Here is a 14,176-nt window from a genome sequence, read left to right as displayed (position 1 = left end):
CGGTGACCGAGAATGGAAAGAATTATTGAACTCATCAAGCAGGACCCAATGAGAGTAAAGGCCCTAAGATGTGTTGCCCAACTAAACCTCCCTCAGTGCTATATAGCTGCAGGGTTTGTGCGTAATTTGGTTTGGGACTCTCTACACAAGGCCGAGCAATCAACGCTACTCAATGACGTGGACGTGATTTATTTTGATCCTCAAGAATCAAACCCCGGCAAAAATTTGCTGTATGAGAGACAACTCACTAAACTAATGCCGGAGTTAAACTGGCAGGTACGCAATCAAGCAACAATGCATACAGCCAATGGCGATTTACCTTACACAAGCTCTTTAGACGCGATGCGCCACTGGCCAGAAAAAGAAACAGCCGTAGGCATTCGCCAAGTTGGCCTAAGCCAGTACGAGTGTATTGCAGCGTTTGGCTTCGAATCATTGTTGAAAGGCTATGTCACGTTCAACTCTATCGGGTCAAGACTAGCTTACGATCATCGTTTGAAATCCAAGGGGTGGTTAAAACAATGGCCTTTATTAAAAGTCTCATCATAGTCTTTGTGTACAGCTCGTCGCCTCCCCACTTACCGAAGATACAACCCAAGACTTGGTGTAATTGCAACAAATTGAGCTCATGACAAATATGTGTTCGTGATGAGTAACGACTAACTACCCCTTCGCCAGAACGAAGCAGTCAGCTTAGTTGTTCGATTATGTTGGCTGCTAGCGCAGCCAACGATAGATATTACTAATTGACTGTCTTGGGGCTCATTATGACAGGTGTGTGTTATTTAGCTTGCGCTAAAACAAAGTCATTTAACTCGGGCACTGTTTTAATTATGTAAACTTCTTTACTACGAGAGTAAGCAGTAATCCTCGACTCGAAATCATCGTTCCAGAACTTAGGGCACAACTTAAGTGTCTTGTAGCTATTCAGTGTGCCTTTTAATACCGAGCTTCCATCTGGCCACCCCTCTGGTTTTACGAAGAGTCCTTTGAGAAAGCGTTTAGTCACAAACCAGTAACTGACCGAGTATGGTAAATCGATATAAATTAGTGTGTCTGCTGCCGCTAAACGTTCGTTAAAGGAACTGATTGGCCCAAGCCCATCGATAACCCAAGATTCAGAACGCAAGATATCGCTGTGAACGGCATTGAACTCTTCTCGCCCGACAAACTCACCATTTGGTTTATAAACAATCGAATCTAACTGATGAAGCGGCAAACCCATCTCTGTCGCTAGTGCTTTGCTTACTGTTGACTTCCCACTACCCGGCTTACCAAAAACGGCTACTTTTTTCATTGTAATCCCTTTAAAAGTTAAATTCCCAAAAGGCAGAAAAATGAAACCCACCTTCTAGGGTGGGTCGATTTATCCAAAGCATATCAAAATCCCACCATTCCTAAGGAATGATGATAATTCGTTGGTTAAGTTGCAATAGATTAAATTTCATATAGCCACGGTCTTATAAATTCGATCCGTTGTCAACTGTTCTCTGCACTTGTAAAAGCAAACCGCCTTGCTGACGGGCAATAACGCTATACCACTTAACTTCCCTAAGCCCTGGTACCGATTTGAATTAAAGTGCTCAAGCGTCAGAAGCTTCTGTTACGCGATTGGCTTTGTGAACTCACACAATAGTTAAATGATTTAATGGGGCCCATGCTGACTGTTTATTACCCTCAACCTTGTGGCACCAAATCCAACCATTGAGCTCATACTCCTTGATCAATATGTCGCCTTCAACCAAAGAGTGTTCTTGTGCAGAGTAATCCTTTAGTACGCGAGCAACGGAGTTGTTAAGTTCAAGTAATTGCTTGGGCACCCAACCCTCCTTATTTTCCCCACGGCAAAACACCCAATTGGGCCAATCACCGTTAGAATCAGACTCTTCGACAAACTGTAGCTCTTCACCTGCTGTTACCTGTATTGGGCTCTCAGGTGCATCTGAATAATTCTTAACTACCGTGTATTTCATTACGTGTCCATTCCTCTATCCATATAGCGCTTGAGCATTTACCCACTTGCAATCGTTCATTTTGGCGTCGCCTACTATGCTCGCTGCTCTGACCATACAGCGAACTCGTTGCCACTCGGTTCTTGAAAGTGAAATCGACAACCGCCCGGAAATTCAAATATAGGGCGAATGATCTTTCCACCGTTGCTGGTGATCTTCTCTTGGGTTGCCTCGATACTAGAGCTGTAGAATACTAAAAGGGCGCCACCTGTTTCAGTTTGATTGCACGAGTCAGACTTAAAGATTCCTCCATCCAGGCCCTGATTTGAAAACGCTGTATATTCAACACCGTAGTCGATAAACTCCCAAGCGAACACCTTGGAGAAAAAATCTTTAGTGGCTTCAAGATCACTGGCACCAAACTCAACATAGTTGAGCTTTTCATGTTGATTCATATCGTTCCTTGTTATTTTCCTGTCATTAGGTTCACTTTTACTCGGTTTATCTTAAGGTTAATTTAATGGAGCATCAATCTTGTTGCCACCCAGTCGATGAGCAGTTCCACTATGGTGTAAAGGAACAAGATTGTGCCAGTTACCCTAGCTTGGAATGGCCCGTATCGATTACTGTTGGGCAATGGTTTGAACGCGAAATGCGTAGATGTACTCGATCAAGTTTAGAGTAAGATGAGCAGCAAACGGTGCCATCACTCCGCCGCGAACATAGTACAGTCCCGTAAACAGCCCCCCTGCTACAACACCTGTTAAAATCATATACCAAACTCCTCCCATCCAGTGCAGGAGACCAAAAAACAGGCAACTTAATAGCACCGCCCAAGTAACACCCAGTTCAGTTTCGAGCATAGGGAGAGCAACCCCTCGGTAGAGTGTTTCTTCAACTAAGGGAGCTAATATCACGTTAGCTAGAAAGAACAGCGTAATGCTGCTTGACACTGTTTTTAAGACTGAGCCCGGGGAAACATAGTCACCAAAGGTACTCTGAAAATATTCAAGAAGCGGAGCTAACCAATAGATATATGCAAACGCCAGAATTGCCCCACATAACATACCGACCATTACGTCTATCAAGGCCTTATCATTGACCAGCGGCATCCATGCCGCTTTGCTGCTGTTAGGAAAAGCTGCGAATAACGCCATCAATAGGCAGAAGAGTACACCAAGTAAAATATGTGGCACAAAAGCCATTACTTCACTTGAAATTTGCTCAGGTGGCGTTGAGCGTATAACAAACCCTATAGAAACAGCGACAGTTCCTAATAAGAATAGAAATGGACCGGCCATTAGTAGCAGCCATAACCCAATCGGGATTTCAGCCAAACGTTGTACTAACAAAGTGAACTCCCAGGAATCTTTATATGAGTTTGGGTTATTGCGTGCCGCTATTACCAACACTGTGATCATCTTGGTAAAACTACCCTAATCTAAAACTAAGTAAATGAATTAATTGCGAACTTGGGATGTTATCCCATTAGCCGCAGCTCAGAAAAATACGTCGTGAGGCAAGTCTGCGCTACATTTCTAATGAACTTGCTTCTCACCAAAGGTTTTACTTATCGTTGTAGGTCGTTAGTGAGCAACTGGGTAAAGAACTGTCGCTCTAGAATACACAAAACGGAGTGCAATATTACTGTAAAACAGCGTTAATCGAACTGTAAGAAAAAATTAATTAAGCGTAATTATTATCTCTGACCTTACTTCGTCATTAAACACATGGAACTGAGATGAAAAAAACTGTATTGGCGCTAATTGTTACGGGCATGCTAGCGGGTTGTATGAGCAGCAACGATAATAAGGATATAACCCTAAGTGAAAAAGGGAAAGAAGAGCATCTTAGCTTTGTTGTGGGCGATGTTCACTGGGTTACTGTTGGTGATCTTATGCCAACACAAAGAACATTAGGTCTACGCCAAAATGACTACAAGCTCGGTCGCTGGCAGCTAGAACAAGAAAAACTATTCGAAGAGTTCTGTGAAACCTATGGCCTTCGTGATTCGGTTGACTATTTTGATGAAGACAGCGACTTCAATGACCCAGACAGCTTCGTGTGTAAAGACCCACGTGAGTCAGACGGAGAAATATCAGAAGATCAAAATGGCGATGAGCGAATAATGAGCTGGATCAACCCAGTTATTGTTGGCCCTGATGGCGCGCTTTACCTAACCGACGGTCACCATACTTTCAGTCGTTTCCATGATATGGAAGACGGTGGAAAAGACACAAAAATACTGGTTCGAGTTGAAGAGAACTTTGCATTTGACGCTAATGGTAACCGCAGTGATATGGCGACTTTCTGGCACGAGATGCAGGAAACAAAAAACGTTTACCTGTTCGACAACGGTAACGCGATCAAGCCGAGCGATTTACCTAAAGACTTAGGCGCAGTAACCGCAGAGAACCCACGTGGACTCATTAACGATGATTATCGCGCCCTTGTGTACTACACCCGTGATATCGGCTGGCACAAAGGAAGCGCTGAGTCGATCCCCTTCCTAGAATACTACTGGGCCGAAGAGCTACGTGACATTATTCGTGTCGATGGCACCGACTCTATTGAAGACTATGTACAAGTCGTTCTTGATGCATCTCGCTATATGGTGAGCTTACCAAGTTATTATGTTCTCGGTGACAGCGGCAAAACAACCACTGAGTTAGGCCAGCTACCAGAACTGGAGTTCAACAATACCCAAAGTATTATTGAAGAAATCATCTGTGAGTGGGATGAAGATGATGCTGAAGATGGAAAACTAAAACTCGGTAAACTAGGCTGGTCATTCTATAACACCGGCACTGATATCGAAGATTTCCCATACCCTTGCAACAACTTAAGCGACTACGAAAATCGTTACGATCTATCTCGTTAATCCTTAGTTGTAGTAGCCATGACTATATCAGTTGTGGCTACTCACAGTAACGATGATAGCTTACACGCCTACCTTTGATTGACTTGCTCGGCTCACTCATTAGATATATTAGTAATAATGTGATCTTCCCGTTATCTAATCAAGATGTAATAAGATATGACAAATTACTCTAGCTCACTTTGTCCCTAAATGAGTTTGCACTCTTCCCTTCTCTTTACGCATACAAATGCATTTGACTTATTTTTCCTAAAAGCTGTAGCCTAATGAATCAAGGACGACTAATCAGCTTTCGAAGGTAACTCCGGATGGACTACTCTACCAACCCATATGAGCCATTTCAGCCGCAATTAGATAGTAAGATCGCGACTAGTCAAAATATCACAATAGAAAAATGTGCCCCTTGTGATGAACTGAAGGGTATTGTTCACTCTTATTTACAGGTTACAACTCAAGGTCCACTAAAGTACAAAGTAGTACCTGACGGAATGGAAAATTTCTATATTTCTCCATGTGGTGTGACGAAGTTAGGTGTGTGCAGAGAGTCATTCGAAGTAAATATTAAACAATCAGGTCAGTATTTTGGAGTACGTTTCTACCCTGGTATGCTCTAGCGCTTCACAATTGATAGCTTTCCGGGTGTCTCATCAATAGCTAAAGCGTTCGTTTGTTGTAAGGAAGGAGGTCTACACACACAAATCTATGACAAGGAAGGTTTTGATGAGCGAGTTCAAATTTGCGATAGCTGGCTAATTGAAAGGCTTTCACCAAGTCAAGATTCAAAACTGATAGACGCTGTTAATTTAATCATTGAGAGTAAGGGGCGTATTTTAGTTTCAACTCTTGCCGAGAATGTCAATCTAAGCGCGCGACAACTCAATCGCGTTTTCCGTAAGCATATCGGCCTGAGCACCAAAGCAATGATTCAAACTATTCGGGTACAGTGTGCGTGCCGTAGTGCATGGGATTTGCAAGCCCCTCTCTCCGAAGTTGCGCTCGAACTTGGCTATTACGACCAATCTCATTTTACTAATGACTACAGACGCTTTGTGTCAAACACTCCCAGTGGATTATTTGCTCAAATGATGTCCGATTTTTCCAATACCTAAAAAGTGAAAATTAGTAAAACGGTAGTTTTATAACAAGGATTTGAAATGCAGTTTACTAATGAACAGATTATTGAGATGTCTACTGGGAGATTTTTTGGCAAAGGAAATGCAACCCTTCCAAGTGATGAGATGCTGATGATCGATCGGATTACAAAAATAACTAAGGAGTCTGGAAGTTACAATAAAGGTATGTTGGAGGCGGAGTTTTCGATAGACCCAACGCACTGGTTCTTTAATTGCCATTTTAGAGGAGATCCGGTAATGCCAGGTTGTCTTGGTTTAGATGCTCTTTGGCAGTTGTTAGGGGTGTATCTAGGCTGGTCAGGCCTAGAAGGTAGAGGTCGCGCGCTTGGAGTCGGTCAAGTAAAGTTTTCAGGTCAAATTTTCCCAGATGCGGGCAGTATCCAGTATAAGCTTGATATTAAACGCGTATTCAAGAAACCGATGCCTCTAGGCATTGCTGACGGTTTTGTGCTTCTCAATGATGAAATAATATATGAGGCGAATGACCTCAGGGTTGGGCTAGTTTCCTAACTGGAATTTACGGCGTAGCAATTTTGCCACAAGATAACTGAGGTTCGGGGCATGAAACACAGACATGCTCCAAAACGTGTTGTCCGCGATAGAACCACATCCACTCTTAGCTCACAATCACATAATCAAAATTTATATATGAGGCAAGAGGCACCAAGTATCCTCCCTTGAACCGAATAAGTTATAGTGACTAAAACTCGTCTACCATTACGGAATCAAACGGAGAACAAGTTGCTAACTAAAGAAAATATCATAGGTCAGCTTGGACGCCTCAACATAGCAAACAAAGTTGTATGCCTTCACTCCTCATTTAGATCTTTTGGCGATGTTCAAGGCGGCCCACAAACAATTATCGATGCCTTTTTGGAGAGCGGCTGTACCTTGGTTTGCCCTACCTTCTTTTATTTGGCTCAGACCTACCCAGCACGTATAAACTACCTTAACAATGGTATCGACTACGAGTCGGTACTTGAAATGCGCTCTGTGAACTACACGGGTGCTCCATCTCAAATAGAGCCGACGATGGGAGTAATTCCAAAGTTGCTTTTGGGTATTGAATACACCGCTCGGACACAGCACCCAACGAACTCGTTTGCTATTACAGGTAAAGACAAAGCTTTGCTGCTCGCAAATCAGAGCCCACTTAATGTTTACTCCGCATATAAAGCCATTTACAGCGGAAATCTGCCAGCGGTAGTGATACTTGCTGGAGTCAATTTTAAAGCCTGCACACCGATCCACTACGCTGAAGAACTTGCTGGGAAAGGTTTATTTCGGCGCTGGGCTGTACAAAACGGTCAAGTAGTCGAAACCGAAGAAGGAAGCTGCTCAGATGGTTTTGAAAGTCTAAGGCCTTATGTTAGCAAGATTGAAAGTGAAATTAAGATTGGCAATAGCTTAGTAAGGGTTTACGACTTTCACCGCTTTGTAGATACCATTACTGACGTTATCGTCCGTGATCCTAGTATTACTCACTGTGGGATTGCGAACTGTCATCGGTGTAACGATATGGTGCATGGTGGGAGAAACAAGGCGTAATCAAATCATCATCGTACAACCAATCAAGATATGCTCTGCAAACTGGGGCTGCTTTTGCCTTTTCCTACTTAGCCTAATGCGAAAGCTACCTAACCTTGGCAACCCCAAACATACGATTGTCCACAACTTTCATGGTCGGCACCGCGTAACTAACAAGTGCCCCATTTCAATTCAGCCCCCTCACTCACGATGTTCCTGAGTATCGACGTTTGCCCTAATTTACCTAACGAATTAATACCAGTTTAGTAGTATCTGACTGGCTAAATGTCTAAAGGACAATTCAGTGGAGAAACAGAGGTTATCTTTCTTCTGGAGAATTCTGGATAAGTTCGTTACATTATTTTTTCATTCGGTATAAGGATTTACTCGAGTATTTATGAAGTTTTGTGACGAAACGTTGGCCCCTCCAATACTGGCATATGCACACAATTATTCTCATGGGGATGTAGAACCACCCCATACTCATCAGTGCGCTCAGTTTTTACATGCTTTAAACGGTGTTATTCGAGTGGATACACAATCAGAGTCGTGGGTTGTGACAACGAATCAAGGGCTATGGATACCTGCAGGTATCTCACACAGCCTCAGAATTACGGGGGACGTTCGAGTTCGCACGCTTTTTGTTGATCCTATGGCCAGGGCAGACCTTCCCAATACCTGTGTGCTATCGAAAGTTTCGTCGTTGTTGACCAGTTTAATTGTTGAGGCCGTATCTCTACCCGATATTCGGATAGCAGGAACGCGAGAAGAACGAATATTCGAACTGATACTTGATGAATTACGTTTGCTAAACCCCATTGATTTTTATCTCCCCAATCCAAGAACCGAAGCATTGGTCATGCTCTGTAAAAACGTATCTGAGCGTCTTTCACACCCATGGACAGCTTCAGATGCTGCCAAGTATTTGGGCCAAAGTGAAAGAACTGTTTCTCGTCGGTTTCAGCAAGAGCTAGGTCTAACGTTCACAGAATGGCTGCGTCAGAAACGATTACTACATGCGTCTGAACTTTTAGCCAGCGGGTGCAATGTGCTAGATACTGCATTAGCAATTGGATATGACAGCCCTAGCGCATTTAGCGCGATGTTTAAAAGTCGAACGGGGCTGTCTCCGAGGGAATATTGTCCGATGGTTAATCCATTAGAACAAGATTAAAGCGCTAAGTTAGTCTGTAGTAAATTAGAGTAGGCATTCAACAATGCTTGTAGAGACGCTTTTGTTGCATCTTCTTCAATTGCTACGCCAAAAAAGCTCACGTTAGAAATCGCAGACTGTAGCTGCACATAACAGGCCGCTTTACTTTGGGTTCGTGAACCGAGAGTATGCTCGTGATAGTCAACGATATTGACCTGCAGACCATATTGTTCCATTAACCCTTTTAGCAACGCAGACATTAGACCATTCCCCGAACCAACACATCCTATCATTTTGTTGTTGTGATGAATTTTAGCTTCAATTTTTTGGCCAATCTCTGTTGTTTGGCTGTGATAGCTCTGCAAGCTTATGGTCGGGTTACTCACTAGACCATAAGACTGTCTGAATAGTTGCCATAATTCCGAAAGATTAATTTCACATCCCGATCTATCGGTATGACTTTTCACTTTTTTACTCAAATCGGCTTGGAGCATTTTAGGCAGTAACAATCCGTGGTTTTCTTGTAGTAACCATGCGGCACCACTCTTACCTGATTGACTATTTACACGAATCACTTCTTCATAGTTACACCCCAAATCCATAGGGTCTATCGGCAAATAAGGGATATCCCAGAAGGTCTTCAACTTAGAGCTATACGAAGAAAATCCTTTTTTAATAGCATCTTGATGAGAGCCCGAAAAGGCGGTGAAAACGAGCCTTCCAGCATATGGGTGACGTGGGTGAACAGGGATTTCGTTACACTGCTCGACGAGTTCAACCGTATGCCGAATGTCATGAAAGCGCAATTTAGGATCAATGCCTTGTGAATAAAGGTTTAGCGCGAGTGTGACCAAGTCAACATTGCCTGTACGTTCACCGTTCCCGAATAAACAACCTTCGACCCGAGTCGCTCCTGCTAGCATGGCGAGTTCGGCACTAGCAACACCTGTACCTCGATCATTATGAGGATGAACACTGATTGTCACGTGCTCTAATGAACTAAATGTATTTATGAAGTGTTCAATCTGGTCTGCAAAAACGTTAGGAGTGTTACATTCAACGGTTGTTGGCAGGTTAATGATAAGCTGCCGTGTCTTACTTGGCTGCCATGCTGACGCTACTGCTTCACAGATTTCAAGAGCAAACTCGGATTCCGTAAAATTGAATGTCTCTGGTGAATACTCAAGAGTCCATTCAGTTTCAGGTCGTTTTTCACATAAGGCTTTAATCTGTTTAGCCCCATTTACAGCAAGTTCTAGGGTAGACATTTTATCCTGAGAAAAAACAATATCTCTAAAAGATGGAGCTGTCGCATTGTACAAATGGACGATAGCCTTAGACGCCCCTGTTAGAGAATCAATTGTTCGCTCAATCAAGTCCGATCTGGATTGCGTAATCGCCTGAATAGTAACATCACCTGGAATTAACTCGTTCTCGATCAGACATCGAACAAAGTCAAAATCCGTTTGCGATGCTGATGGGAATGCAACTTCAATCTCCTTGAATCCGCATTCAACTAAGTGGTGAAAGAGCTTCAGTTTTTTATCAATATTCATTGGGTTAGATAAAGACTGATTACCATCTCGTAAATCGGTTGAGCACCAGCGAGGGGCTTTGTCTAATATCTTCGAAGGCCATGTTCTTTGTGGGAAGCTGATAACAGGAGCTGCTTGGTATTTTTCTGATGGCATTTCTAACATTATTAATTTGTCCCCCGATTTCAGATAATAAGTGCGACATTCATGGGAAGGTGTAGAAGAGGAAGCCAACTGCTGAAAGTGGTACGCTCTTCTCGCCAAAGAAACAAGCAGTACTACCATGAATTATCAGCAGTTGACCGAGGGCAGAAGATACCAGATTTCTGCTCTTTTGGAACGGGGAATTTCAGTTTCTGAAATCGCTAAAACAGTTCAATGCCATCGCTCGACGGTTTATCGAGAGCTAAAAAGAGGCCGTAAGAGCAATCATTACTGTCCAAGCACGGCACAGATGGTGTCCATCACCAGACGGAGAGCTGCACTAAAATACCGAATTCCAAAGGAACGTGTTGACTTTATTCGTCTTCTTCTAGAGGCGGATTGGAGTCCAGAGCAGATATCCAACGTCTTAACGAAAGCCGGCGCAGCAGTCAGCCATGAGTGGATTTATCGTTTTGTTGCTAGCGACAAGCGCTCAGGCGGTAAATTATATCGCCACTTGAGGCAAGGCCATAAGCGGTATCGTCGCGGTAAAAAAGAGAAAGCTCCTGCGATTAAGAATGCCGTTTCAATTGATGACAGACCAAGCATTGTCGACAGCAGAGAGCGGTTTGGTGACTGGGAAATTGACACTGTTCTAGGTAAGCATGGTACAGGCGCAATGGTAACTATTTTAGAGCGTAAGACCCGGTTTTACTTGGTAAAGAAAGTACCATCTAAGTCAGCCGATGACGTTACCCAGGCGACAATAGAGCTACTCATGCCTTACAAGGAGCATGTGCATACCATCACCGCGGACAACGGGCGAGAGTTTGCAGGTCATGAAACTATCGCAAAAGAGTTGGAGGCAGATGTGTACTTTGCTCATCCCTATAGCTCTTGGGAGCGAGGTGCTAATGAGAATGCGAACGGCCTTTTGAGGCAATATGTGAAGAAAGGAACCGATCTATCGACGGTGACGGACATTGATATAGAGTTTGCTTTATCGCGGATAAATTATCGACCAAGAAAGTGTTTAGGCTTCAAACAGCCAGCCATTGTATTTACCAAAATGGCTTTAGCTGCTTGATATTGGAGAGTGTCGCACTTCGCAGTTGAATTCGGGCCTTTCTTTGTTGAGAAAAGTTCATGCTAGAAGACTATGTGACTGATATCTCAATAGAAGTTGACGAAAATCGTCGCGTTTTGGACAGCGGGGGACATCGTCAGTATGAGAAGAGGCACTTACCTGCCTATTTGCTAATAGTTTTTTGTTCACTGTGAACACTTCTAGCTCAGAAATGCCCCTTTTCGGTTTATGCCCTACAAACAGGCGAGCACGCCTTTAATGGTCTTTCCCAAATTATACTTACGCGACGTGACTCTTATGTTATTGATTTGTCTAAAAAGAATACCAAGTTTTGTATCATTCGTCACATTTGACTATCATTTTTCTATATCATTGATTTGTATGACTTACTTCCCCAATACGGTGTGTAATGATTGTTGGGTTGTTTAGTGTCCCTATTCATCATGAATCTTTTGTATTTATGTGAGGTCAAATTTGCTAGTAAGGAGTATCGTTTGCGTAAATTAATAAGCTCAGGCTCCCATCTTGAGTCTCCAATTGGTTTCTCTCGTGCCAGCCGTATCGGCAATCACATTGCCGTAGCAGGCACGGCTCCAATAGACAATGGGAGGACTGTTCATGCAGGAAGTGTCTACGAACAGACACAATATTGTCTAAAGCTATCAATCTCAGCTATCGAAGAAGCAGGCGGTCGTCTGACAGACGTTATTCGAACAAGGATAATGCTCACTGATATCTCTGAATGGGAGCAGGCAGCAAAAGCTCACGGAGAATTATTTTCAGAACAACGGCCAGCTTGCACGTTTGTTGAAGTAAAGGGGTTTATTGACCCTGAGTGGTTAGTTGAGACAGAGGTAGATGCAGTGATAAATAGGTCCTGAAATCAACACTTCGTAAGTCAAAACTGCCCCTTTTCGTGCTGGTGACGCTCAACCTCATGAATCGCATTGAGGTGCTCGCCTCACTTTTTTGTAATCTGAAAGTGGCTATCGCTATCAGACCTTTCCAATCACTGCCTGATTGATAGATGGCAATGCACATCATATTGTGACGCGTGTTCGATTTAGTCGCTTGATAATCTGCTGAATTGTAGGGATGATGTTGATGTGGGTTTAGTTTTAGTGGTGGATTAGGGAGCGATTCTAAAGGGGATTATACGGCAGGTTGCCGCATAATAAGCACATTATGTGATTCTCAAATTTGGAGTTGGAATGAAATCTAGATCATTTGTAGTGACTTGGGAGCAAGAACATTTCTTTGCAAGTGTAAGTCGTAATAAAGTGGCTAGTTTATTTAAAGGTATCAAGTCATTTGAGATGTATTACGGTTTAGATATAACCTGCTCGGATATAAATGTTTCTTTTCAACCAATGGAACTAGACTCGAATGGAACAGTTCGCAGTTCTAACGGTATTAACTTCCCAGTGCTAAATGTACCGGCTGATCCGGTTGTTTTACGAGAATTAGCTAAATCACTGGAAGATTGTGCGAAGCATATAGAAGGTATAGGTGATAACACCACATAATAAAGCGTTAGGGGCTTTATCAGTTATGGAGAAAGTAAATGGAATCAATTGATAAGTGGCTAGAGAAAGTTTATAGCGAAAATGATTTTGGTAGGGGTATCGCTACCTCTTTATCCGGAGCTCTTGGATTAACTAGTTACTTGTATTCAAATGATTGGGTTATTGCTTTTTTCTCTTTATTCATAATCTTCCCTATTGCTCGTATAGTTGCTACAGCACTGAATGAACGATCAAAAGTCAAGCTAACAAATAAACTTCAACATAAGCAGTTAGTAGACGTATTTCAGCGCTTGAGCAAAGAGGAGTTGAGAGTTGTTCAAGCTTTTACGGAATCAGGTGGCACAGCGTTAACATTTCGTCAGATTAATGAATTAGACCTGTCTAGCCCTGCAATTGAGTCGTTGGTTCAAAGGGAACTCCTTTGGACATCCGTCACGTCTGATCTAATGACTGAAACATTTGCATTGGATACAGAGTTTTTTGATGTAGCTAAGAGTATGGCGAAAACATCCCCCTAACGCGGTGTGAGAACTTCTGACCCGCGATATGTGTGTTTTCGATACTAAAAGTAATCCGTAATTTACTAATTTAGCAAAACCTATAAAACGTTTTTGTCCAGAGGCGTTTTTGGTGGCATGTGGGATAATCTTTAGTACACATTAGAACAGCGTCCACTTCAATCAATTTTCAATCGCAACTGATCCAATATCTTGCCAAGAGATTAGGGAATACCTTACCCATAATGGTTTTTTCAAACTGGCCGCCGTTAGCTTCAATGACCTTTCTCGAGGCAAAGTTGTCTTCATCAGCAGTGACTAGCGCTTTCAATATACCCAACTCTTTGACTTTCGGTAGCGCAAGTTTAAGCATAAGCTTGCCTTTACCGTTGCCTCGATATGAAGGGGCTATATCATAACCAATATGCCCAGCTTCCAAGGATAGAAATTCGTTGTCAATGTTATGTCGAATGCGAATGACCCCTTGTAAGCTTTTGTCTGTGCCTACTAACCAAAAATGGCTGCAAGGCACATAACCTTCACGTAAGTTAATCCCCTTAGATTCATCGCTCAAACGTTGGACATAGTGTGGAAAATCAGACTTCCCAGCAAAGTAATGATCAGCGTTTGCGGTATCATTTATCGCGAAATCTTCGTAAAAAGCAGCAAAAGCCTTTTCAAACTCTAGCGATGGCGCTATCAGTTCCATTTTTCTATCTCCTATTCGGTGTCTAAAACATGAGT

The 14,176-nt window shown here is 42.8% G+C and carries 17 protein-coding genes; 11 read left to right on the top strand and 6 right to left on the bottom strand.

What is annotated here, in order from left to right; all coding sequences use genetic code 11:
• Positions 1-12 precede the first annotated feature (12 nt).
• A complete protein-coding gene (locus ACZ5R2_RS19700; protein ID WP_464902913.1) occupies positions 13-549 on the top strand; it encodes a nucleotidyltransferase family protein in 537 nt (178 codons plus the stop codon).
• A 232-nt stretch (positions 550-781) separates the two neighbouring features.
• Here the strand turns inward: ACZ5R2_RS19700 and ACZ5R2_RS19695 are convergent, their stop codons facing one another.
• From ACZ5R2_RS19695 to ACZ5R2_RS19680, 4 genes are all read right to left on the bottom strand, one after another.
• Positions 782-1,297, bottom strand: a complete 516-nt coding sequence (locus ACZ5R2_RS19695; RefSeq protein ID WP_464902914.1) for a P-loop NTPase family protein — start codon at positions 1,295-1,297, stop codon at positions 782-784.
• Between the two features lie 328 nt (positions 1,298-1,625).
• Positions 1,626-1,973, bottom strand: coding sequence for an SH3 domain-containing protein (locus ACZ5R2_RS19690; protein WP_464902915.1), 348 nt, complete (start codon positions 1,971-1,973; stop codon positions 1,626-1,628).
• A gap of 74 nt (positions 1,974-2,047) precedes the next feature.
• On the bottom strand, positions 2,048-2,407 hold the full coding sequence (locus ACZ5R2_RS19685; RefSeq protein WP_464902916.1) for a VOC family protein: 360 nt from the start codon (positions 2,405-2,407) through the stop codon (positions 2,048-2,050).
• Positions 2,408-2,575: 168 nt separating this feature from the next.
• The gene (locus ACZ5R2_RS19680; protein ID WP_464902917.1) at positions 2,576-3,304 is read right to left on the bottom strand and encodes a lysostaphin resistance A-like protein; all 729 of its coding nucleotides are present in this window, start codon (positions 3,302-3,304) and stop codon (positions 2,576-2,578) included.
• A gap of 389 nt (positions 3,305-3,693) precedes the next feature.
• On the opposite strand from ACZ5R2_RS19680, the gene ACZ5R2_RS19675 reads away from it, so the two are divergent.
• The 6 genes from ACZ5R2_RS19675 to ACZ5R2_RS19650 all read left to right on the top strand — a co-directional run bounded on the left by ACZ5R2_RS19675 (position 3,694) and on the right by ACZ5R2_RS19650 (position 8,664).
• Entirely contained in the window at positions 3,694-4,833 is a 1,140-nt protein-coding gene (locus tag ACZ5R2_RS19675; RefSeq protein ID WP_464902918.1) for a ParB/Srx family N-terminal domain-containing protein, read from the top strand.
• A gap of 305 nt (positions 4,834-5,138) precedes the next feature.
• Complete coding sequence (locus tag ACZ5R2_RS19670; RefSeq protein ID WP_464902919.1) at positions 5,139-5,444, top strand: DUF6597 domain-containing transcriptional factor; 306 nt, start codon at positions 5,139-5,141, stop codon at positions 5,442-5,444.
• 9 nt (positions 5,445-5,453) lie between these two features.
• A complete protein-coding gene (locus tag ACZ5R2_RS19665) occupies positions 5,454-5,939 on the top strand; it encodes a helix-turn-helix domain-containing protein (protein WP_464919472.1) in 486 nt (161 codons plus the stop codon).
• Positions 5,940-5,984: 45 nt separating this feature from the next.
• On the top strand, positions 5,985-6,473 hold the full coding sequence (fabA, locus tag ACZ5R2_RS19660) for a bifunctional 3-hydroxydecanoyl-ACP dehydratase/trans-2-decenoyl-ACP isomerase (RefSeq protein ID WP_464902920.1): 489 nt from the start codon (positions 5,985-5,987) through the stop codon (positions 6,471-6,473).
• A 186-nt stretch (positions 6,474-6,659) separates the two neighbouring features.
• Complete coding sequence (locus ACZ5R2_RS19655; RefSeq protein ID WP_464902921.1) at positions 6,660-7,511, top strand: AAC(3) family N-acetyltransferase; 852 nt, start codon at positions 6,660-6,662, stop codon at positions 7,509-7,511.
• Between the two features lie 376 nt (positions 7,512-7,887).
• Positions 7,888-8,664, top strand: a complete 777-nt coding sequence (locus ACZ5R2_RS19650; RefSeq protein WP_464902922.1) for an AraC family transcriptional regulator — start codon at positions 7,888-7,890, stop codon at positions 8,662-8,664.
• On the opposite strand, the gene leuA is transcribed toward ACZ5R2_RS19650, so the two are convergent.
• Positions 8,661-10,343, bottom strand: coding sequence for a 2-isopropylmalate synthase (gene leuA, locus ACZ5R2_RS19645; RefSeq protein WP_464902923.1), 1,683 nt, complete (start codon positions 10,341-10,343; stop codon positions 8,661-8,663). The genes ACZ5R2_RS19650 and leuA overlap by 4 nt on opposite strands.
• A gap of 118 nt (positions 10,344-10,461) precedes the next feature.
• On the opposite strand from leuA, the gene ACZ5R2_RS19640 reads away from it, so the two are divergent.
• The 4 genes from ACZ5R2_RS19640 (at position 10,462) to ACZ5R2_RS19625 (ending at position 13,453) form a co-directional block, all read left to right on the top strand.
• Positions 10,462-11,409, top strand: a complete 948-nt coding sequence (locus tag ACZ5R2_RS19640) for an IS30 family transposase (protein ID WP_464899512.1) — start codon at positions 10,462-10,464, stop codon at positions 11,407-11,409.
• A gap of 494 nt (positions 11,410-11,903) precedes the next feature.
• On the top strand, positions 11,904-12,290 hold the full coding sequence (locus tag ACZ5R2_RS19635; RefSeq protein ID WP_464902924.1) for a RidA family protein: 387 nt from the start codon (positions 11,904-11,906) through the stop codon (positions 12,288-12,290).
• 330 nt (positions 12,291-12,620) lie between these two features.
• Complete coding sequence (locus ACZ5R2_RS19630; RefSeq protein ID WP_464902925.1) at positions 12,621-12,935, top strand: hypothetical protein; 315 nt, start codon at positions 12,621-12,623, stop codon at positions 12,933-12,935.
• Between the two features lie 38 nt (positions 12,936-12,973).
• Positions 12,974-13,453 (top strand): hypothetical protein, encoded by a 480-nt coding sequence (locus tag ACZ5R2_RS19625; protein WP_464902926.1) that lies wholly within the window; start codon positions 12,974-12,976, stop codon positions 13,451-13,453.
• A gap of 169 nt (positions 13,454-13,622) precedes the next feature.
• On the opposite strand, the gene ACZ5R2_RS19620 is transcribed toward ACZ5R2_RS19625, so the two are convergent.
• Positions 13,623-14,141: a GNAT family N-acetyltransferase gene (locus tag ACZ5R2_RS19620; protein WP_464902927.1), complete on the bottom strand. Its 519-nt coding sequence runs from the start codon at positions 14,139-14,141 to the stop codon at positions 13,623-13,625.
• Positions 14,142-14,176: the final 35 nt, after the last annotated feature.

The organism is Vibrio sabulosilitoris, from assembly GCF_055391395.1.
The sequence above is the reverse complement of the archived record's forward strand: the minus strand, read 5'-3'. Positions and strand labels throughout refer to the sequence as shown.

What these genes read in the sequence shown, in the direction of transcription:
- ACZ5R2_RS19700 (WP_464902913.1), top strand. Translation starts at nt 13, where the DNA reads ATGGAAAGAATTATTGAACTCATCAAGCAGGACCCAATGAGAGTAAAG.
- ACZ5R2_RS19695 (WP_464902914.1), bottom strand. Translation starts at nt 1,297, where the DNA reads ATGAAAAAAGTAGCCGTTTTTGGTAAGCCGGGTAGTGGGAAGTCAACA.
- ACZ5R2_RS19690 (WP_464902915.1), bottom strand. Translation starts at nt 1,973, where the DNA reads ATGAAATACACGGTAGTTAAGAATTATTCAGATGCACCTGAGAGCCCA.
- ACZ5R2_RS19685 (WP_464902916.1), bottom strand. Translation starts at nt 2,407, where the DNA reads ATGAATCAACATGAAAAGCTCAACTATGTTGAGTTTGGTGCCAGTGAT.
- ACZ5R2_RS19675 (WP_464902918.1), top strand. Translation starts at nt 3,694, where the DNA reads ATGAAAAAAACTGTATTGGCGCTAATTGTTACGGGCATGCTAGCGGGT.
- ACZ5R2_RS19670 (WP_464902919.1), top strand. Translation starts at nt 5,139, where the DNA reads ATGGACTACTCTACCAACCCATATGAGCCATTTCAGCCGCAATTAGAT.
- fabA (WP_464902920.1), top strand. Translation starts at nt 5,985, where the DNA reads ATGCAGTTTACTAATGAACAGATTATTGAGATGTCTACTGGGAGATTT.
- ACZ5R2_RS19650 (WP_464902922.1), top strand. Translation starts at nt 7,888, where the DNA reads ATGAAGTTTTGTGACGAAACGTTGGCCCCTCCAATACTGGCATATGCA.
- leuA (WP_464902923.1), bottom strand. Translation starts at nt 10,343, where the DNA reads ATGTTAGAAATGCCATCAGAAAAATACCAAGCAGCTCCTGTTATCAGC.
- ACZ5R2_RS19640 (WP_464899512.1), top strand. Translation starts at nt 10,462, where the DNA reads ATGAATTATCAGCAGTTGACCGAGGGCAGAAGATACCAGATTTCTGCT.
- ACZ5R2_RS19630 (WP_464902925.1), top strand. Translation starts at nt 12,621, where the DNA reads ATGAAATCTAGATCATTTGTAGTGACTTGGGAGCAAGAACATTTCTTT.
- ACZ5R2_RS19625 (WP_464902926.1), top strand. Translation starts at nt 12,974, where the DNA reads ATGGAATCAATTGATAAGTGGCTAGAGAAAGTTTATAGCGAAAATGAT.
- ACZ5R2_RS19620 (WP_464902927.1), bottom strand. Translation starts at nt 14,141, where the DNA reads ATGGAACTGATAGCGCCATCGCTAGAGTTTGAAAAGGCTTTTGCTGCT.